18 protein-coding genes are annotated in these 20,228 nt (G+C 55.3%); 2 read left to right on the top strand and 16 right to left on the bottom strand.

Annotated features, from left to right (window positions below; genetic code table 11):
- Positions 1–146 precede the first annotated feature (146 nt).
- Positions 147–1,739 (top strand): Rqc2 family fibronectin-binding protein, encoded by a 1,593-nt coding sequence (locus ORD20_RS06985; RefSeq protein WP_430626637.1) that lies wholly within the window; start codon positions 147–149, stop codon positions 1,737–1,739.
- Here the strand turns inward: ORD20_RS06985 and pyrE are convergent.
- The 9 genes from pyrE to pyrR are packed head-to-tail and all read right to left on the bottom strand — an operon-like array spanning position 1,736 to position 11,728.
- Positions 1,736–2,308, bottom strand: a complete 573-nt coding sequence (gene pyrE / locus ORD20_RS06980) for an orotate phosphoribosyltransferase (protein WP_103376379.1) — start codon at positions 2,306–2,308, stop codon at positions 1,736–1,738. The genes ORD20_RS06985 and pyrE overlap by 4 nt on opposite strands.
- Positions 2,305–3,012, bottom strand: a complete 708-nt coding sequence (gene pyrF / locus ORD20_RS06975; RefSeq protein WP_103376380.1) for an orotidine-5'-phosphate decarboxylase — start codon at positions 3,010–3,012, stop codon at positions 2,305–2,307. Before pyrF ends, pyrE begins: the two co-directional genes overlap by 4 nt.
- Positions 3,009–3,956, bottom strand: a complete 948-nt coding sequence (locus ORD20_RS06970) for a dihydroorotate dehydrogenase (RefSeq protein WP_304465939.1) — start codon at positions 3,954–3,956, stop codon at positions 3,009–3,011. Before ORD20_RS06970 ends, pyrF begins: the two co-directional genes overlap by 4 nt.
- A complete protein-coding gene (locus tag ORD20_RS06965) occupies positions 3,950–4,729 on the bottom strand; it encodes a dihydroorotate dehydrogenase electron transfer subunit (RefSeq protein WP_103376381.1) in 780 nt (259 codons plus the stop codon). Before ORD20_RS06965 ends, ORD20_RS06970 begins: the two co-directional genes overlap by 7 nt.
- Positions 4,730–7,663 (bottom strand): carbamoyl-phosphate synthase large subunit, encoded by a 2,934-nt coding sequence (gene carB, locus ORD20_RS06960; RefSeq protein ID WP_430626636.1) that lies wholly within the window; start codon positions 7,661–7,663, stop codon positions 4,730–4,732.
- Positions 7,572–8,555 (bottom strand): carbamoyl phosphate synthase small subunit, encoded by a 984-nt coding sequence (locus tag ORD20_RS06955; protein WP_430626635.1) that lies wholly within the window; start codon positions 8,553–8,555, stop codon positions 7,572–7,574. Before ORD20_RS06955 ends, carB begins: the two co-directional genes overlap by 92 nt.
- A complete protein-coding gene (locus ORD20_RS06950) occupies positions 8,552–10,453 on the bottom strand; it encodes a dihydroorotase (protein WP_430626634.1) in 1,902 nt (633 codons plus the stop codon). Before ORD20_RS06950 ends, ORD20_RS06955 begins: the two co-directional genes overlap by 4 nt.
- Positions 10,446–11,366, bottom strand: a complete 921-nt coding sequence (locus ORD20_RS06945) for an aspartate carbamoyltransferase catalytic subunit (protein WP_103376385.1) — start codon at positions 11,364–11,366, stop codon at positions 10,446–10,448. The genes ORD20_RS06950 and ORD20_RS06945 overlap by 8 nt, the downstream gene beginning before the upstream one ends.
- Positions 11,363–11,728 carry a bifunctional pyr operon transcriptional regulator/uracil phosphoribosyltransferase PyrR gene (pyrR, locus tag ORD20_RS06940; RefSeq protein ID WP_430626633.1) on the bottom strand — a complete coding sequence of 122 codons (366 nt, stop codon included), beginning with the start codon at positions 11,726–11,728 and terminating at the stop codon, positions 11,363–11,365. Before pyrR ends, ORD20_RS06945 begins: the two co-directional genes overlap by 4 nt.
- A gap of 62 nt (positions 11,729–11,790) precedes the next feature.
- Here pyrR and ORD20_RS06935 point away from each other — a divergent pair, with 62 nt between their 5' ends.
- On the top strand, positions 11,791–12,711 hold the full coding sequence (locus tag ORD20_RS06935) for a mechanosensitive ion channel family protein (RefSeq protein ID WP_103376387.1): 921 nt from the start codon (positions 11,791–11,793) through the stop codon (positions 12,709–12,711).
- A gap of 388 nt (positions 12,712–13,099) precedes the next feature.
- Here the strand turns inward: ORD20_RS06935 and ORD20_RS06930 are convergent, their stop codons facing one another.
- The 7 genes from ORD20_RS06930 to ORD20_RS06900 all read right to left on the bottom strand — a co-directional run bounded on the left by ORD20_RS06930 (position 13,100) and on the right by ORD20_RS06900 (position 20,223).
- Positions 13,100–15,445, bottom strand: coding sequence for an MFS transporter (locus ORD20_RS06930; protein WP_430626632.1), 2,346 nt, complete (start codon positions 15,443–15,445; stop codon positions 13,100–13,102).
- 102 nt (positions 15,446–15,547) lie between these two features.
- Positions 15,548–16,393 carry a hydroxymethylglutaryl-CoA lyase gene (locus tag ORD20_RS06925; RefSeq protein WP_103376390.1) on the bottom strand — a complete coding sequence of 282 codons (846 nt, stop codon included), beginning with the start codon at positions 16,391–16,393 and terminating at the stop codon, positions 15,548–15,550.
- Complete coding sequence (locus ORD20_RS06920; protein ID WP_103376391.1) at positions 16,394–17,596, bottom strand: CaiB/BaiF CoA transferase family protein; 1,203 nt, start codon at positions 17,594–17,596, stop codon at positions 16,394–16,396.
- A gap of 13 nt (positions 17,597–17,609) precedes the next feature.
- On the bottom strand, positions 17,610–18,374 hold the full coding sequence (locus ORD20_RS06915) for an IclR family transcriptional regulator (protein WP_103376392.1): 765 nt from the start codon (positions 18,372–18,374) through the stop codon (positions 17,610–17,612).
- A 112-nt stretch (positions 18,375–18,486) separates the two neighbouring features.
- Complete coding sequence (locus tag ORD20_RS06910; protein WP_430626631.1) at positions 18,487–19,371, bottom strand: RluA family pseudouridine synthase; 885 nt, start codon at positions 19,369–19,371, stop codon at positions 18,487–18,489.
- The gene (lspA, locus tag ORD20_RS06905) at positions 19,358–19,819 is read right to left on the bottom strand and encodes a signal peptidase II (RefSeq protein ID WP_103376394.1); all 462 of its coding nucleotides are present in this window, start codon (positions 19,817–19,819) and stop codon (positions 19,358–19,360) included. The genes ORD20_RS06910 and lspA overlap by 14 nt, the downstream gene beginning before the upstream one ends.
- Complete coding sequence (locus ORD20_RS06900; protein ID WP_430626630.1) at positions 19,819–20,223, bottom strand: zinc finger domain-containing protein; 405 nt, start codon at positions 20,221–20,223, stop codon at positions 19,819–19,821. The genes lspA and ORD20_RS06900 overlap by 1 nt, the downstream gene beginning before the upstream one ends.
- Positions 20,224–20,228: the final 5 nt, after the last annotated feature.

Genomic DNA, 20,228 nt, shown 5'->3' with positions numbered 1-20,228 from the left:
CAGATTACGGAAGTATTATCCCACCATCATCTTAATAAATCTAGCACTTTGCGTACTCTTTTCTTGCCCTATTAGAGATCGTACAATGCAGAGAAGAGCGACTCTGGTATGCGTCTTGTCCGCTTATTCTTCTTTGGAGGTTTTTCATGCCGTTTGATGCCTTCTTACTGCGCCAATTGTCTCACCGTTGGAACACGCGCTGGGCGGGTTTGGAGGTCGCCAGCGTTTTGGCGGACAAAAGCCGTTTGGCCCTCCAAGGCTGGCACCCGGCCACGCGCCAGAAATTGTCCATCTTGATTGTGCTCGAAACAGGGCTGGCGCGAATTCACGAAACACGCCATCCCCTTGCCTGGCCCAAGGCGTTGCAGCCGATCTTTACCCGCCTAGGGGCGTTCACGATTGACCAAGTGTTTACCCCGAGTCTCGATCGCATTTTATGGCTTGGCATTACCTGGCGTGATGACTGGGGTACAGCCGTGCATGGATTTATGGTGATTGAATTGACCGGACGTTTGACCAATATTATGGTGTTAAACCAAGACCACATCATTCTGGGAGCGTTACGCCGCCCGTCCGCTAATGCCAACAGCCGGTCTATTCAGCCGGGGCAGCCTTACACGCCGCCTCCCGCCTTTGCCAACCCCTGCATCACGCATACCGTCAAAGATTTACCTCCCGCGGCCAAAGACCTGGCGACATTGCCTGAGTGGTCATGGGACACGTTTTGCAACGATCTTAACAGCTACCGCCTTCCATTCTATCACCTGCGTCACGAAGGCCACGAAGATGTCTGGATTGCACCTAGGCCAGGGTGGGAAGCCTCTCCTATCCCAGATCCCGACGCTATCTTGGATGAGCTATTCTGGCGCGTAGACCGCGAACGCCGCATCGCCAATTTGCAGCAACAATTGGTATCCCATTGGAAAGACCGCTATAACCATTTATCAGCGAAGCTGGCGGAGGCGGAAAACGGCGCCCGAGAGAATCCCGAAACCTATAAGGAGCAGGGCGATTTGTGGTACGCCTATCAATACCTTTTCCAAGATCCCCATGTGCAAGAATACCACGTGCCGTCATTGTCCAATCCCAGCCAAACCATCACGTTGACGCTTCAAGAAGGCAAAACGCCTCCTCAAATGGCAGACGCCTGTTATCGCGCCTATAAGAAAAGCAAACACCGCGTAGCCGCCAACCAGCGTCTTGTGACGGTGCTCAGCGAAGAGCGGACTGCGGCCAAAGCGGCTTGGGATGACGCCTTGGCGCCGCAGTCCGAAGAGGAGTTGCGCAAGAAATTAGCCGACATTGCCCCGCGCATGCGCCACCGCGTCCAAAACGCCCAACAGTTCCGCCGCTTTACCAGCCAAGGCGGCTATGATATATGGGTCGGACGTAGTCGTGAGGAAAACCAAGAATTGACGATCAGACGGGCACGTCCCGATGATTTATGGTTTCACGTCAAGCAAAGCCCTGGTTCTCATGTCGTACTGTTTTGCGGAAAAGCCAATCCGAGTCTCGAAGACCTATTAGACGCGGCTCAGCTAGCGGTCTATTATAGCCCTGTCAAGCATTCCTCCACCGTTGCCGTCGATTACACGCGCCGCAAATTTGTCCGCAAAAGGCCTCATGCCGAAGCCGGGCAAGTGCTTTATGAGCGTGAAAAGACTTTATATATTACCCCTGAGCCCGACCGATTGCGGCGTTTAGGTGCTACCAGCGACAAGCTTGCCACCGATATTTAGCGCTTCGGCGCGGTCAGTGGCAGCCCTTGCTGACACAAGGGGCATTCATCGGGAGCCCAGTTGCGCACCCCCGTCAATTGCAGCACGGAAGCGACGGGGACGTCCCAGGGCAAGGGGACTTGTGAGCGGTTGACCAAGGTGCCTACAGCTACCACCCGTCCTCCTTGCCGTTCGACGGCCTCCATCACTTTGCCTACCGAAAACCCGGTCGTGATGGCGTCTTCGACAATCACGACAGGCTCACCCGGCTCTAGATGAAAACCCCGGCGAAACTGCATCGAGCCATCCGTATCTTTTTCGGCAAACAGCACCCTGGCATTGCCCATCGTGCTGGCTAGCTGGTAAGCCGGAATGATGCCGCCGACCGCCGGACCCACCACGGTTCGCGCCGAAATGTCGCCTAGGCGCTCTCGTAAGATCTCAATCCACGGAATTAAACGCTGAGGCCATTCCGTCAAGCGCGCTAATAAGAAGAATGTGTCGCTATGGCGTCCCGTAGTTAATAAAAAATGCCCTTGGAGATAGGCTCCGACCTCCTGCAAATCTTCAAGCGTTCCAGCCTGCGTCACGAATGACCCGCTCCTTTTAGATAGGTTGTCATAATCATTTCGAGTTCCTCATACTTTTGTTCGGGATTTTCCGCATGCGTCAAGGTCCGGCCAATAACCAAGTCCGTAGCCCCCTGCTGCAAAGCGCCTTCGGGCGTAATCACCCGGCGCTGGTCATCTAAGCTGTCTGTCCGGCTGCGAATACCCGGCACAACAAAGCGGCCATCTGACCAGATTTCGCGAACCAACGGCAACTCCTCTCCAGACGTCACCACCCCATCCAATCCGCTGCGAAGCGCGAGACGAGTCAGCTCGCCCACATGCTGAGGGATGGGACGTTCTATGCCTAAGAGCCGCAAATCCTCTTGGTCCAGACTTGTGAGCACGCTCACGCCAACCACATCCATATCACCCTTTTGAGCGACCGCTTCTTGGCACATTGCCAGCCCGCCGTGTAAATGAATCGTCACTAAGCTCACCCCGATGCGCGCGAGTTGGCCGACCGCGTGACCCACCGTGCGCGGAATATCGTGGAGTTTGAGATCCAAGAAGATGATGCGCTGTTGATGTAAAATCCAGTTGGCCACCGCTTGAGGCCCCATTTGATAAAACAGTTCCATACCCACTTTGTAGTGGCGATGACGAGGAAAGCGGGCCATGAGCCGTTCTGCTTCCTCTTGAGTGGATACGTCCAAGGCAATCCACATCACAGGTTGTGTGGTCACTGTCCACCTCCTCGAATTGGCGCGCGTCCGGGCAACGCCTGACCCACTGCGTCGCGTACGGAAGCAAATCCGTATTCGTGCAGTACTTGGGGCAATGCTTCAATGATTTCATTCATCCGCTTTGGATATTGAAACGTGACGGTCCCCACCATCACGGCCTGCGCGCCCGCCAAGAGAAATTCGAGAACGTCGGTCGCGGTAGAAATACCGCCCATGCCAATAATGGGGATGTTGACACTCTGCGCGACTTCATACACCACGCGCAAAGCCACCGGTTTAATTGCGGGGCCGGACAGTCCACCGGTCACCCCGCCTAGCGCGGGGCGGCGGTGTTTAATATCAATCGCCAGTCCGACAAGCGTATTGATAGCCGAAATCATGTCCGCCCCCGCGGCTTCTACCGCCTGCGCAATGAGCGCAGGATACGTCACGTTGGGGGAGAGTTTCACCATCACAGGCAAATCAGTGACTTGCCGCACCGCTCTCATCACCGCATACGCCTGATCCGGGTCTTGACCAAAACTCATGCCGCCTTCTTTGATGTTGGGGCAAGAAATATTGACTTCCAATGCCGCCACTCCGGGTTCATGGTTCATGCGCTCTGCGACCTGAGCATACTCGTCAACGGTATGCCCAATAATATTGACAATCACCACCGCATTCTGGTCGCGTAAAAAGGGCAAATCCTCTTGCAAAAACACATCCATACCAGGATTTTGCAGTCCAATGGAGTTCAACAGTCCCAAAGGAGTTTCCCAGACCCGCGGCGTAGGATTGCCGAGCCATGGCTCAGGCGACACCCCTTTGACGCTGACACCGCCCAATGCCCCAATATCGACATACCGGCTATATTCGGGACCAAATCCAAAGGTTCCCGACGCGGCAATCACTGGATTTTTCAAGGTGAGTCCCCGTGGCAGGGACACGCTGACGTCTATCACCATATCAACTCCTTGGCCGCAAAGACCGGACCCTCAGTGCAGACCCGGCGATACTCTGCGTGCTCTTTTCCGTGAGCCTTCACGACACACGCTAAACACGCTCCAATGCCGCAGCCCATACGCTGTTCAAGCGCCACATAAGCTGTGGCTCGCCCTTCGCAGGCGGCCGACACAGCCGCTAACATGGGCGTGGGACCACAGGCGAACACTTGGCCGTCTGGATGATCCTGTAGCCAAGTTTCAACCGGCCCCATCACCGTACCGGCATGGCCGGCTGTACCATCATCGGTCGCCACAGTAACGTCAAGTCCCAAGTCTTTGAAATCTTGGGCCATTAACACCCAATCCGCGGTTCGTGCGCCGATAATGACGTCCGGCCGGCTCCTGTGCAGATAACGAGCGGCGGCTGCATATAGTGGCGGCACGCCCACCCCGCCTCCCACCAAACACCACGGCTTTGAGGGATCCGGGGCGGCAAAGCCATGGCCCAAGGGTCCTAAAATATCGAGAACCTCTCCATGACGTCTCTCGGCCAGCCATCTTGTGCCGTCTCCCACAATTTGAAACATCAACCCGACTTGGCCATTTTCTTGGTCGATGCGGGAAAATGACACAGGCCGCCGTAACATCCCAGGTGTCAAAATGTGCGCGAATTGACCCGGTTCGGCTTGGCTTAACACCGCACTGGAAATGATAAGCTCCACATGATCCGGAGCCACGGCCCTGTTTTCCACAATGGGGGCTAGCACTTGTTCGGATATAATCGTGTCTGCCATCTAATGCACCTGCCCCACGTGCAGCCACTCATTCAATGCATGCACCGAAAATGTCTGCTTATGCCGTTCGCGTAGGGCCTCTAAAGCCGCCCGCACGGTATCAAGCGAGGTAAAGCACAATACCCCTTGTTCCACCGCCGCGCGCCGAATCAGAAACCCTTCGCGTTCTTCACTGCCGCCGACGGTAATCGTGTTAATCACCAAGTCAAACTGCCCGTCCCGAATCATGTCCACCAAATTGGGGCGTGCCTCTCGAATTTTGTAGACAGGACGCGCCGGAATCCCTTGCGACGACAATAACGCCAAGGTTCCGGAGGTGGCATAGATGCGGTACCCCAGTTCCGCCAGCTCACGCAAGTAGGGCAACGCTTCGGCCTTGTCTTGGTCCGCAATCGTGGCCAAGATTTTGCCGCCAGCTGGCACGCGAAATCCGCCGGCAATCAGCGCTTTATAGAGGGCCGTCGAAAAGTCGTGGTCAATCCCCATGACTTCTCCCGTGGATTTCATTTCAGGCCCTAAAATCGCATCGACCCGTCCCAATTTGGCAAAGGAAAAGACCGGCATTTTAATGGAGAAGTGATCAGGGGCCTTCATGAGTCCCTGTCCCCAGCGGTCATCCATCTGCCCAGTCAAGCTCGCTTCCATGGCCAAGTCAACCAAAGGCACGCCGGTGGCTTTGATAATAAAGGGCACGGTACGACTGGACCGAGGATTGGCTTCAATGACGTAAACCTGATTGTTGACCGCCACAAATTGGACGTTGAGCAATCCCTTGACGTGCAACCCGCGACACAGACGTGTGGTAATGTCGACCACTTGGTCCATCACCACTTTGCTCGCGCGGACGGGAGGCAGCACCGCGACAGAATCCCCTGAATGAACCCCAGCGCGCTCGACATGCTCCATGATGGCAGGAATAATCACGCGCTGGCCGTCACTCACCGCATCGACTTCGAGTTCAAGACCAGACATGTAGCGGTCAATCAATAACGGCTGCCCTTGGCCCATTTCGGTATTTGTCGCCAAGTACTGTTTGAGTTGCGCGCGGTCCTCAATAATCCGCATGGCCCGGCCGCCTAGCACAAACGAAGGACGCACCAAGACCGGGTAGCCAATATCCTCGGCCGCGGCCAAAGCTTGTTCCTCTGTAATGGCGGTATGCCCAGGCGGACGTTTAATGTGCAGCTCTTCGAGCAAAGCATCGAATTGTTCGCGATCTTCCGCTTGGCTAAGTCCCTCAAGGTCCGTGCCAATAATGTGCACGCCATTTTTCTTGAGGTCTTCCGCTAAATTGATGGCGGTTTGACCGCCAAATTGCACCACCACCCCCAAAGGCTGCTCCCAATCGACAATATTGAGCACGTCTTCCAAAGTGATAGGTTCGAAATACAAGCGGTCCGACGCATTGAAATCCGTGGAGACTGTCTCCGGATTATTGTTGACCATAATGGCTTGATATCCCAGCCGCTTCAGCGCGTTCAAGGCGTAGACGCTAGCCGCATCAAATTCAATGCCTTGCCCAATCCGAATCGGGCCCGATCCGATTACCAGCACTTTAGGGCCTGGCAGGGGCACCGCCTCGCTACTCGGCTCATAGGTCGCATAGTAATAGGGCGTACGCGCGGGAAATTCCCCCGCACAGGTATCCACCATCTTATATCCCGGGCGCACGCCTCTTTCCAGCCTTGCCCGCCGGACTGCTTGCTGAGTCGAGCCAATCAACTGCGCAATCCGGACATCAGAAAATCCTAGCTGCTTGATCGTCCATGCCTCGTCAAGCCATTGATCGGGATGGCTCTTGAGCCATTCTTCCCAGCGAATGATTTCCGCCATGCCTTCCAAAAACCATGGATCGATATGCGTTTTCTGGGCTAACTCTCCGACTTCGAAGTGCCGACGCAAGGCTTCTGCTAGATAGAATAACCGTTCGTCCGTTGCCGTGACACTGCCCGCCCAAATCGCATCGTCTGAAAGCGTCGTCAAATCCGCGTCGTACAAGCCCATCTTGCGGATTTCCAACGACCGCACCGCCTTTTGCAGTCCCCCTGGGAATGTGCGGTCGATTGCCATCACTTCCCCCGTCGCTTTCATCTGCGTGCCTAACATCCGGTCGGCCGTGGGGAACTTGTCGAAGGGCCAGCGCGGAATTTTCACGACCACGTAATCTAACGCCGGTTCAAAGGCCGCCGTGGTGTCTTCTGTGACGGGATTAGCAATTTCGGGCAAGGTCAAGCCTAAGGCGATTTTCGAAACAATACGGGCAATGGGGTAGCCGGTAGCCTTGGAGGCCAATGCACTGGAACGCGAGACCCGAGGATTGACTTCGATCACCCAATAGCGGCCATCAGGATGCAACGCGAACTGCACATTGCATCCCCCTTCGACGCCCAAATGAGTGACAATGTCAATGGCCGCTGAACGCAACATTTGATATTCATAGTCGGTCAGGGTCTGGCTGGGAGCGACGACGATGGAGTCCCCCGTATGCACTCCCACCGGATCAAAGTTTTCCATGTTGCAGACAATGATAATGTTGCCCGCACTGTCACGAATGACCTCGTATTCCACTTCTTTGGACCCGGCGATGGATTCTTCCACTAATACCTGCGTAATGGGGCTCAAAGCTAGAGCATGCGGCAGACGTTCCAACAATTCTTCAGGGCTGTGTGCAAATCCCCCACCCGTGCCGCCTAAAGTATAGGCAGGACGCAGTATCACAGGATACCCAATCTCATTAGCAAAGGCCAGTCCCTCTTCCACCGTCGTCACCGTGCGGCTCGCCGGAATGGGGTGTCCTAACCGAATCATCAGATTCCGAAATTCTTCCCGGTCTTCTGCCATTTTAATCGCCGACAACGGCGTGCCTAACAACGGAATGCCTAAATCGGTCAGCACTCCTGACCGGCCAAGTTCCGACGCTAAATTGAGCCCCATTTGCCCACCCAACGTGGCCAATACCCCATCTGGCCGAGGTAATCAACACTTTCCCCGTCTTATGATCCATCAGCGGGTGATTGGCGCCATGATGGCCAAACTTCAAAGGATAGGTGTGGGCCCCTTCCGCTAATCCAATAAGTTGGTGCCCAAGACAGATGCCCAGTGTAGGATAATGGTCGACACAATGTTTGACCGTTGGCAATAAATCGGTAAACAGGCTTGGATCCCCGGGTCCATTGGAGAGCACGACGCCATCCGGATGATACCCATCAAGTTCCGTGGGCGTAATGGTGCAAGGCACGACAGTTACCGACATGCCGCGCACCCCCAATTGTTCCATAATAGAGTTCTTAGCCCCGTAATCAATCACGACAACATGCGGCCCTTCGTGTTCCACGTGATAAGGCTCAGGGGTGGTCACCGCATAAACGCTTTTAGACAAATCAATAGCCGCCATCGCTTCTTCTAGTACCGAGGCTGGCGTATCAGCGCTGGCTAAAACGGCGTGCTGGGTCCCCGCACTGCGAATGTACAATGTGAGTTCACGGGTATCGACGCCGGCCAATCCCACCTTGTGATACCGCTTAAGGTAGCTGTCAAAACTCTCGGCCCCGCCAAAGTGCGACGGAATTCGAGCGTAATCTTTGACAATGACAGCTTCCGCCCACGGAAATAATGACTCTGCCGCTTCCGCAAAGGTGCCGTAGTTGCCAATCAAGGGATAGGTCAGCACCACGATCTGCCCGTAATACGAAGGGTCGGTCAAGATTTCTTGGTAGCCCGTCATGGCCGTGTTAAAGACCACTTCGCCCGCCGCAATTTTTTCCGTGTCCCCGATTAAGGTGCCTTCAAATTGGGTGCCATCGGCAAAGCGTAATCGCCCTTTCATCCCAGCACCTCCTGTTCACGCATCGTCCAGCGTCCCCCGACCATGGTTGCGACGGCCCCCCCCCCCCCCCCCCCCCCCCCCCCCCCCCCCCCCCCCCCCCCCCCCCCCCCCCCCCCCCCCCCCCCCCCCCCCCCCCCCCCCCCCCCCCCCCCCCCCCCCCCCCCCCCCCCCCCCCCCCCCCCCCCCCCCCCCCCCCCCCCCCCCCCCCCCCCCCCCCCCCCCCCCCCCCCCCCCCCCCCCCCCCCCCCCCCCCCCCCCCCCCCCCCCCCCCCCCCCCCCCCCCCCCCCCCCCCCCCCCCCCCCCCCCCCCCCCCCCCCCCCCCCCCCCCCCCCCCCCCCCCCCCCCCCCCCCCCCCCCCCCCCCCCCCCCCCCCCCCCCCCCCCCCCCCCCCCCCCCCCCCCCCCCCCCCCCCCCCCCCCCCCCCCCCCCCCCCCCCCCCCCCCCCCCCCCCCCCCCCCCCCCCCCCCCCCCCCCCCCCCCCCCCCCCCCCCCCCCCCCCCCCCCCCCCCCCCCCCCCCCCCCCCCCCCCCCCCCCCCCCCCCCCCCCCCCCCCCCCCCCCCCCCCCCCCCCCCCCCCCCCCCCCCCCCCCCCCCCCCCCCCCCCCCCCCCCCCCCCCCCCCCCCCCCCCCCCCCCCCCCCCCCCCCCCCCCCCCCCCCCCGCCCTGTTAATGTGGCACCCGCTAACGGGGTATTATGGCCTTTAGAGTAAAAGGCTGCGGGATCCACGGTCCATACCGCGCCTGGGTCAATTAAGGTAAAGTCCGCGGCCGCACCTGGGCTAATTCCGGCATAGCTTTGCCGCAGCACTTGATGGGGCATGGCGGTCAGCTTTGCAAACAAATCCAATGGACTTAGCAAGCCCCGGCCCAAGAACACCGTCATGACCGTTCCCAAAAAGGTTTCGAGGCCGCTTATCCCAAAAGGTGCTTTGTCATAGGGTTCCGCTTTCTCATCTGCGTGATGCGGGGCATGATCGGAGGCCAGCACATCGATAAGGCCAGAGGTCACGGCCTGAATGAGTGCCTCTTGCATGGCAGCGGGGCGTAGGGGCGGATTGACTTTCGTGACGGCGCTGTACTGCCATTCCCGTACCGCGTCATCGCTCAAAAAGAGATGATGGGGTGCCGCCTCGGCTGTTACGGCCAATCCCTTATTTTTAGCATACCGGACCGCCTCAAGCGATCCCGGAGCAGAGACGTGGGCGACATGTAAAATGCCTCGCGTCAATTGCACCAGTTCCACGTCCCGCCATACCATGATCGATTCGGCTTCCGCAGGAATTCCACCAAGTCCCAGTTGCTGCGAGATAGCGCCTTCATGCATAGAGCCCCCAGCGAACAAATCCGGGTCCTCGGAATGCTGGATGATCGGACGATTAAGCGTTGCACTGTAGCTTAAGGCCGCGCGCATAATCCGGCTATCCGCCACGGGATGGCCATCGTCGGAAAACCCAACCGCCCCGGCTTGCGCCATTTGGTACATCTCTGCGAGCTCTTTTCCCTCTTCACCCTTGGTCACCGCACCAATGGGCCAAATCCGAACAAGCCCTAACGTTTCTGCGCGTTCCTTCTGCCACTCGACCAGACTCGGGATATCCACCACCGGTTTCGTGTTGGGCATCGTGCACACCACCGTGAAGCCTCCCGCTGCGGCTGCGCGGCTCCCGGATGCCAAGTCTTCTTTATATTCCAAACCAGGGTCGCGAAAATGCACATGCATATCGGTCAGCCGGGGCACAAGCCACAAGCCCTTTGCATCGACCACAGGAAGGCTTGGGTCATAGTCCTCCACAAACACCCCATCACGCACCGTAACATCCAACACCGCATCAATTCCCCGGAACGGGTCAATCACGCGAGCCCCTTGGATGCGCCAAGAAGTTCCTGTATTACTCATTGTGAGCACCTCCTAATAATCGAAAGAGCACGGCCATCCTCACAGCAAGCCCGTTGCGCACTTGCCGCCCGACCCACGACCGGGATGAATCCAAAATCTCGGAATCAATTTCCACTCCGCGATTTTGGGGACCGGGATGCAAAATAATGGCATCGGGTTTCGCCCATTGAAGGCTGTGAGCGGTGACGCCCCAACGCGCGCGATATTCCCACAGTGACGGAATATCGCCCCCGGTCTGGCGTTCTTTCTGCAAGCGCAACACTTGAATCGCATCGACGCCTTGCAATCCTTCTTTCAAATCCGTGGTGACGGTGACGTGGCTGAGCTGCCGAAAGGAGTCGGGCATTAAAGAGGGAGGACCGATTAACACGACGTCCGCGCCTAGAGCCCGCAGGGCCCAAATATCCGAACGTGCTACCCGACTATGCAAAATGTCGCCGACAATGGCCACACGCAGACCATCAATACGTCCTTTGGCTTGTCGCAACGTGAGCATGTCCAATAATCCTTGGGTGGGATGCTCGTGCATACCGTCGCCCGCATTGATAATCGGAATGGACACCATCTGGGCGAGTTGCTGAGGCACTCCTGACACTTTATGGCGAATAATCGCGGCATCAATGCCCATTTGTACTAAATTGTCTGCAGTATCCCACAACGTCTCACCCTTCTCCACACTAGAACCAGATGGCTGAACGTTGATGACATCGGCGCTTAAATATTTAGCGGCCAACTCAAACGAATTGCGGGTACGCGTGCTCGGTTCGAAAAAGAGGTTAACGACCGCTTTGCCACGCAAGGTAGGTAATTTTTTGATCGGCCTGTCCACAATTTCGCCAAGATTCTCGGATAAATCCAACAAATCCTCGATATCCTGGGCGCTTAGGTGTTCTAGGGTCAGCAAATCTTTCATGCGTCCTCTCCTTTGCCATCCCGCTCCAAATACGCTTGGTCCATCCCATCGACTTCCTGCACTTTAACGTACACCCGCTCCGCGCGCGCGGTAGGCACATTTTTCCCCACGTAATCAGCGCGTATGGGCAGCTCCCGGTGACCACGGTCGATCAAGACCGCCAGTTGAATCGCTTTGGGGCGTCCGAAATCGGATACCGCATCCATCGCCGCTCGAATGGTCCGGCCCGTAAACAACACATCATCGACCAGCACCACAACTTGCCCATTAATTCGATTAGGGGCCAGCGACGTCGCATCGACATTTGAAAACGGCCGCTGCTCCCAGTCATCGCGGTATAACCCAATATCCAGCACACCCACCGGAGGAACTTCGCCTTCAATTGTGCCAATGTTAGCGGCATGGATAGAAAGGCAGGGTGCTAGTGGCTCATCATAACGTGGACTTAAAGAAATTATGGCGCCGTACAGGCCTATTCATTCTCGGTTTGCTCGTTATTGGCGTCGGCTTAGCCATTTTGGTTGATCAAGGCAAACGGCACAATTTACTTCCCCCCGAGACCATTGACCCCATTAAGGCCCTCATTGTACTCATGATCGGCGGGGCCATCTCGTACTTGCTCGAACGCTATCTGTTTCAATTGGCTGCTAGGGCGCTAGGAGCCAACCGCACCACGTCGTTACGCTTTTTGATTCGCTTGTTTCTCTTATTGGCCGTCATCTTGTCGGTCTTGGCCGCCTTTGGAGTTGGCCTCTCCTCCGTCGTCTTTGGCGGCGCCTTTGTCACCGCCATCATTGGTCTTGCCGGCCAAACAATGTTTGGCAACCTCATTGCCGGGATCGCCATCTTGGTCTTTCACCCGTTTGAAGTGGGAGACCGCATTAATTTTGTGGCATGGCAATACCCCGTGCTCATGCCGTCGTTTCCCCATGAGGCACTTAAACCGACTTATAGCGGCGTGGTCACGGACATTACCCTCATGTATACATCTTTGGCAACCGACACTGGCCCGACGATGGTCATTCCCAATGGCATTATCATTCAAGCCGCGGTGGAAAATATGGCCCACGCCAAAAAGCGCATCTTGCGTATGCGCTTTGATGTCGATATGGCCATTGATCCGGCAGAGTTGCTGCCACGCGTGGAAAAATTGCTCAATACGTTAGGCTTTGTGGGCAGTACGCCCCGCATTATTGATGTCACGCCCACCACATTTGCTCTGCTGTTGGTGGTTGACACGAAATTGCGGAGTGACGACGAGGTCCGCCATCAAATTTTTGGCCACCTCGTACCCATGATTCGCCACTTGGCCCATCCCGATTCCACCGAAAGTGGGAAATCCTAACGGCTTTTGAAAAAGCCAATCACCTTCGACATCTTTTTTAGGTATTAGCGGTTTATATAAAACAACGAAGCGCCATGTGCGTTTCTGGCCTGATGCTATTCAACAATCCACAATTAATTTAAGGCGCAATTATCCTAATGTATCGCCAATAAAGGGCGTTTCAATATGCGTTGCTTACCCTTAATTGGGTTTTGTGGCATGAGAGCACACGCCCTACGCTACACCACGCATGTTTTTAGGATGTGGCATCTATGACGGTCGAGGCTGCAAAGAAGTCACATACATAATGCCCGGTGATGCAATCAGTACGTCATAAAGGCCCGCAATCCGTGCGGGCCTCAAAGAACATATTCGTCCAATGAAGAAAGAGAGCCCTATACATTTTTACTCAAGGGTATCCTTGCGATTTCATGCCGGGCGAGTCGATTAACCGCATCACCTCTCCATTCATGATAATCAACACAGGTGCCCAGAAAACAGAGACCTTTAATGTTTGACCGAGCGCATCCGGCAGTGCCATGGGCATAGTCTGTCTTTCGAAAAATACCCAACTCAAATGGTCGTCGACTAAACCCATGTAGGCAGCCGGTGTCAGCGACGCGGCTTTTATGGCCTCAGCAGGTAGAATCCCCCCAGCGATGCAGCGACCAACCACATGCGGCAAATCTACAACAGGCTCTTGCTGCCATGTCGAACGGGTTAGATCGGTACTGATGGTGTCAGGATCCAACCCCGCTGCATGAGCTTCCGCAAACACCTGCCATGCAAAATGATGACGGCCATGGCCAACGTCCAACAAGACCTGTCGACTTCTAGCATTAGACAACGCACGAATCCGTGTTTCCAGATTCTCGCCTTCTGTCAAAGGCGCATAGATATGCGTAAGCACATCTCCTGGCCGAAGACTGGAGGCGACCAGCTCCGTCGGTAGAAATGTCGCTGTCCAATGGACCATCAGGGGAACATGAAAATGCTCCGCCCATAATAAGCCCGACTGCAGAAGGTCTTCGTCATCCTTGCGGTCATTCTGACCCAATCGGATCTTGAATCCCAAAAAGCATCGAGACATGTGGACCGCGTGAGCGGAGGGCTTAGCCATGTGAAGCATCGCCTCACGTAATCTCGGTATCTGCGGAAAAGGTTTTAACCCTTCAGGCAACAGGGACACCCACCACCGAACAGATTCAAACGGGGATGGATTTTCATAAGTCCAAGAGGCCCAACCGTAAGTTCCTGCATCAGCCGCATGGCGAACTCCTGATTTCTTTAACCACGCCTCGGGAACCCCTATGGAGTCATTGTTTCCCCGGTCAATATGGGCGTGCAGGTCGACCAGACCTGATACGACAATTATATCTTCCCGAAGCGACACGTACCGATCCTCAGTCCCTTTCACATCCACTTTGAGTTCCCCAAAAAATCCTATTGTAATCGCTACAATCGCCATCGCCAATCCGATCGTCACAAACACGCCATTGACACCATAATGCTGAAGAACCACCGCAATCAAGAAAGCCGTTAGCATGGAACTCAATCGACTCCAGCTATACGTAAATCCAATTCCCGTCGACCGTGCCCGGGTCGGAAACAACTCGGATTGATAGGCATGAAACGTTGCAGAAAAAGCATTATTAAACAATGTAATTCCTACCCCTACGAGAACAATCAGTAACGGACTTCTCACATGGGCAAACAACAATCCCAGGGCCCCAATAGACAAACTCTCAATCACAATTAACCACTTGCGCTGAACCCGTTCAATCACTAGCATGGCAAACCACGGACCCACCGGATTGATAACGGCGATAAGAAACGTATAGAACAAGCTGTGCAACAGAGTAAATCCTTCTTTGAGCAACAAAGTGGGAACCCACGCAGCAAATCCATAAAACCCGATTGTTTGAAAGAACTGGAAAATCATCATCATGATTGTGCGACCGCGGTATGCGGGTTGCCAGATTTCGCGGAAAGGATTGTCGGACGCCACCTCAGGCAAAGCTGGCAAAGGGGCGGGCAAGGGAGCATTAAGTTCTTCCCTCACACTTTGCTCAATGCAGCTCATAGCCTTATCCGCGTCTGCGACACGTCCATGAAGCGAATACCAGCGGGGCGATTCGGGAATCCGCAAGCGGATAAACCAGACGATAAGAGCTCCCAACGCGCCAATCAGCACCACCCATCGCCAGCCTGACAGTAAGATATGGGTCGGAACCAGTACATAGGATAGGAATGCAACCACGGGAACAGCGGTATAAGTAATAACTTGGCTGAAGGCGATATACTTTCCTCGAGTGTTATGCGGTACTACTTCCGTAATATAGGTGTCAATGACGACTAGTTGAGCCCCGATTCCAATCCCAGAAAGCGTGCGAAACGCTAAAATCCACCCAACCGAAGGAGACAGCGCCATGAGTGCTACAAAAAATGAATATAAAATCAAAGAAAATGTGAATACCGTTTTTCTTCCCCACAAATCGCTAATAAGGCCAAAGCCAATGGTTCCGACGAACATACCTGCAAAACCTAGTGAAATAAACAAAGTGAGATCGGCCAAAGTAAACATTTTAGCCGACAACAAAGCCGCCCCCACGTACCCAGCCATGAAAAGGTCATAAAACTCAAACCATCCGCCCATGGAGATCAGGGTGACAAAACGCCGGAAATAGTGGGTAGGCGGTAAACGGTCCAACCGCGCGGCAATGGTTGCGGGCGCCGTTTGAGCAAAATCACTCATAATAATTGCCTTCTTTCCAATAAATTTACTTGCGCGATAATTACGGGCACAAAACACTTAAGGAGCGAAAATCCCCATACAAAACAATGGAGCCGCATTTTACTAGCTGACGATCTGCGTCAGCCACTCCTCCGTATCCGCAAGACGCTGAATATCTATCCCCGTGTCATATCCCCAACCCTCGAGCCATGTGACGAGTTTGACCGAATTCAAATTACCAGGCGCATTAGGAGCAAAAGGACAGCCTCCTAGTCCTGCAAGCGCCGACTCAAATCGTCGGATTCCTAAATTTAGAGCCGCTTTCACATTCTCCTGCCCCAAGCCAGCACGGTCGTGAAAATGTATTGCCAGAGGCACATCGAGCACCGCCGCCTGCACACCCCGAACGATGCGATCGACCTTCTCAGGAGTCGCCACCCCAACCGTATCCGCAAGCACAATTTCACAAGCACCAGCCGCCACATAACGTCGGGCAATTTCAGCCACCACCTCTTCTCCACCGACTTCTTCCGAGTAAGGGGAGCCAAACGCGCAAGAAACGGCCCCGCGCAACTTCATTTTGTTGTTGGACTGTTCGGCAAGCGATTCAAACTCCCGCAAAGAGGCCTCAAGTGGACGCCCCACATTATCTTGTTGGTGACGCGGGCTAGCGGACACAACGTAAGTCAAATAGTGCGCATGGGTAAGCTTTGCGCGATCATAACCCCGCCTATTGGGAATTAGCGCAATCCACTGCGCAATGCTGGTTGGCAGCCGAGACAAGACTACTTCCGCATCAGCCATCTGCGGCACCATCTTGGGAGACACAAACGATGCCACTTCAATCCACTGCACACCGGCCTCTACTAGCCGGTTGACCAATTCAACCTTGATAGCCGTTTCCACAAACTGGTCCAAATCCTGCAACCCGTCACGCGGTGTCACGTCAATAATTCTGGCTACACCCATTTACCGGATCACTCCTTCCGCTTTGAGACGGTCGATGTCAATCAAGCTTCTGCCCAGTACCTGCTGAAGGACGTCGGATGAGTCACGCCCCACCGCCCCCCCCGCCAAGAGAATTCTGCCAGGCGTCGCACTGAGACGCGGCACCACACCCAGCATTCCGACGAATTCTCCTTGATCCGCAGGAACACGCACCATCATATCTCTTGCCAAGAACTGTGGATCTTGAGCAATGTCCTTGGCACTCATAACCAAACCGGCAGGGACTTGAGCAGTCGTGAGCTTTTCCAATACGAGGGTAGCCGTCAAAGATGAAGTCCATTTTGTGATAACTTCATCTAGCACATCAGCATGTTTCACACGCTGCGGATTGTCCGCAAATCGCGGATCTGATAACAGGTCGACTCTATTCATCGCTGACGCCAAGGCCGCAAACGTCCCCTCCGTATTCGCACCGATAGCCACCCATGATCCGTCTGCTGTAGGATAAGTGCCTGAGGGAGCTGCCCTGAGCAGCTGATTACCTGATCTCTCCTGAATGATTCCTTCATTAAGGTATTCGGGCATCATCGCTTCCGTTAGACTCAGTACGGATTCTGTCAGGGCCACATCTACTAGCTGCCCTTCCCCTGTATTATCTCGATGCCTCAAAGCGGTGAGAGCACCGATGACGCCATATAGGGCGGCCAGTTCGTCACCTAGCGAGACGCCTGTGCGGACTGGTGGGCGGTCTGGATAGCCAGTAACATAACGGATGCCTCCCATCGCTTCCGCAATGTTTCCAAAGCCCGGACGGTCTTGGTAGGGACCTGTCAATCCGTGGCCAGTTATCTGCACATACACCAAGGAAGGGTGATTCTCTTTTAGTCGACTATAATCCAGACCCCAGTTGCGAAGCGTTGCCGGTCGCAAGTTGGCAACCACAACGTCTGCCCATCGAGCAAGATCTCTGACTATAGCCTGTCCCTCCGGTTTTTTAAGGTCCACCGACACTAATTGTTTGTTACGGGATTGCATTTGCCACCACCACGAGGAGCCAGTAGGCGACACTGCCCCCCATGCACGCAGATTGTCACCAGATGGGGGCTCAATCTTAATGACTTCCGCGCCAAAATCTCCCATAATTCGTGTCGCCGACGAAGCTGCCACAAGCGATCCAATTTCAAGCACTCGAAGTCCTTGCAAAGCCGTTTTCTGCTCAGTCATTCTCTCACCTTCTTCATGCCAGAGACTCATCCCACTGACTTTCAATAGCGCGAGCAGCCTTGAGTAAATACTGCACCATTACAGGCAACGCCTCCGGAGAGAAGCGACTGATCGGGCCCGATAACGCCAGAGAAGCTTTCACCTGGTGGTCTTGGCCCCATACCGGAACGCTGACCGAGGCCAATGCACTGTCGCGTTGCCCTAAACTCACAGCGAATCCATCACGCCGAATTTGCTGCCACGTTTCCTCCGAAGGCCACTGAAACAGTTCACTACCTCCGAAAAACCGGATTGATTCAGACCATAACCTCTTTCGTTCCGATTCCTCTAGCCAAGCCAGCAAGATATAACCGGACGAACCCGCGTGGAGCGGCAACGGCTCGCCAACGGAAATGCTGTGGCGCAAAAGCCCAGGCCCTTCCACCCGCACCGAACAAATTCGAATGGCACGTACTCGGACGTAAATAGAAGCGGTTTCCCGAGCACGCTCCACTAGATGTTCAAGGACCTCCTGGCCGACATCAGTCAACGACTGGGCCTTCAAGGCCCTAGCCCCCCACTGCGCTAATCTCCATCCCGGAATGTAATGCCCTTGACGCCGAGAAAGAATTCCTTCTGCAACAAGAGAATCCAAAATACGGTGCAAGGTGGGCCTGACAATATTGAGCTGACGACTCATTTCGGAAACCGACACAGCTTCACGGTTCACCGATAAATAATCGAGAACTTGACCAATTTTCGTCAGCACAAGGATGCTAGAATTTTCTTCTGTCTGCATTATGGACACCTCATCCGTATTATGGATACAGTACTATATTCGCCAAGTATTTAGTGAATTCCTGCATACTCTCTCTGTTTTGAAAAAATTTTCCTTTTGCGTAAGGCCTTCTCTATAACACAGTTGGCGGCATTTGGGTAAAACATAAGGGCTGGCCAGAGACAGGATGCGGGAACGATAGGCGCACCGCATGCAAAAGCTGCGAGGTAAAAGTCCCCTTTGCGCGCGAATAGAGCGGATCTCCCACCACCGGATGGCCGACGCTGGCTAAATGCACCCGGATTTGATGCGTTCGCCCTGTCTCCAATCTTAGCTGAACCAAACTTACCTTGTCCCATGCCGCGAGCGTCCGGTAATGGGTGCGCGCTACGCGCCCCCCATAGGCCACCGCCATTCTTAGGCGGTTGGCAGGGTCTCGGCCAATGGGCGCATCAATGACGCCGGCGGGTTCAGGCAATGTGCCCGTGATGACCGCAATATAATCCCGGTGAACAACCCGTTCTTGAATCATCACCGATAAGCGGCTGCGAATCTCTTCGGTGCGCGCCAGTACCATCAGTCCCGTCGTATCGCGGTCTAGTCGGTGCACCACCCCAGGCCGAAAGTCTTCGCCGCCCGTACCTAATAACGGGGCCAAACGGTGGACAACGCTGTCATCTTCGTGGCCATGACTGGGATGCACCACCAGCCCTTTGGGCTTATTCAGCACGATAATCGCGTCGTCACGGTAGATGACCCCGGTTTCGTCGACCGCCCTTGCCGCATTCCACGGCACCGGTGCCGGTTCGGCTGACAAGGCCTCAATCTGCACCCAGTCGCCCGCTTCCACCACATAACTGGCTTTGGCTTTTTGCCCGTTGACGGCTACGCGGCCATCCTTAATCTGGCGTTGCCAAAACGTGCGGGAATGACGCGGATTCCATATCATGAGCAGTCGGTCCAACCGTTGACCCGCTTCATGGGCCTCAACCCGCTGCCCTGTTTCAAGACTCTCCACGTTTGTCTTGCCTCCAGTAGTAGTAGACGCCAAGTGCCATCCCCACCACAATCGCAGAATCGGCCAGATTAAAGACGGGCCAATCAATGACATGGATATAATCCACAACGCGTCCGGATATGATGCGGTCCCACAAATTTCCGGCCGATCCCCCCGCTAGCAGGCCCAAAGCAACCATCATGGGTCCTGGCAGATCGGGATGTCTCACGGTGTATACGACGATGGCAACTAACAACGCGAACGCAACAAGAATAAAGAGGGGGGTCCCCCCTCTCAACAAACTAAAAGCCGCCCCATTGTTTAGAATGTAGGTCCACGAAAGCACCGGCGGCAAGACGGGAATACTTTGCCCCGGCACCATCGTCCTGGCAATATGGTCTTGAATCAGTAAATCAGCCACGAGAATGATCGCGGCAATAACCCAAACCCCAGCTGCTCGCTTGGACATCAAAGCATCACCTGCAACACATCATGGCAGCGCTCGCAAAGATCGGGATATTCCTCATGGGTTCCAACATCGGGCGTGTACCGCCAACATCTTTCACAACGCTGCCACGTCGTGCGTTCCGCCTGGGCCTCCAACGTTTCACCAACATGGGCCACAATGTCAGCAGCCATCGTCATTTCGGTCAACAAGGCCCGGTCTTCCTTCGTAAATGGCGGGTCAGACACGGGGATCGTCAACGTGACGACGCCTTCTAACGCATTACCGATGGTTTTGTCGGCGCGGACGCGTTCTAGGGCTTTTAACACCACTTCTCGGTATCGTAGCATCCGTGTCATGCGCTCATCTTCTTCGGGTGTATAGCCAACCGCCCACACATCAGGCCACCGCAGCAAATGCACGGACATAGGCG

This window comes from Sulfobacillus thermotolerans, from assembly GCF_039623705.1.
Taxonomy (GTDB): Bacteria; Bacillota; Sulfobacillia; order Sulfobacillales; family Sulfobacillaceae; genus Sulfobacillus; species Sulfobacillus thermotolerans.
Note: the sequence above shows the minus strand (reverse complement) of the source record. Positions and strands in the feature narration are given on the sequence as shown.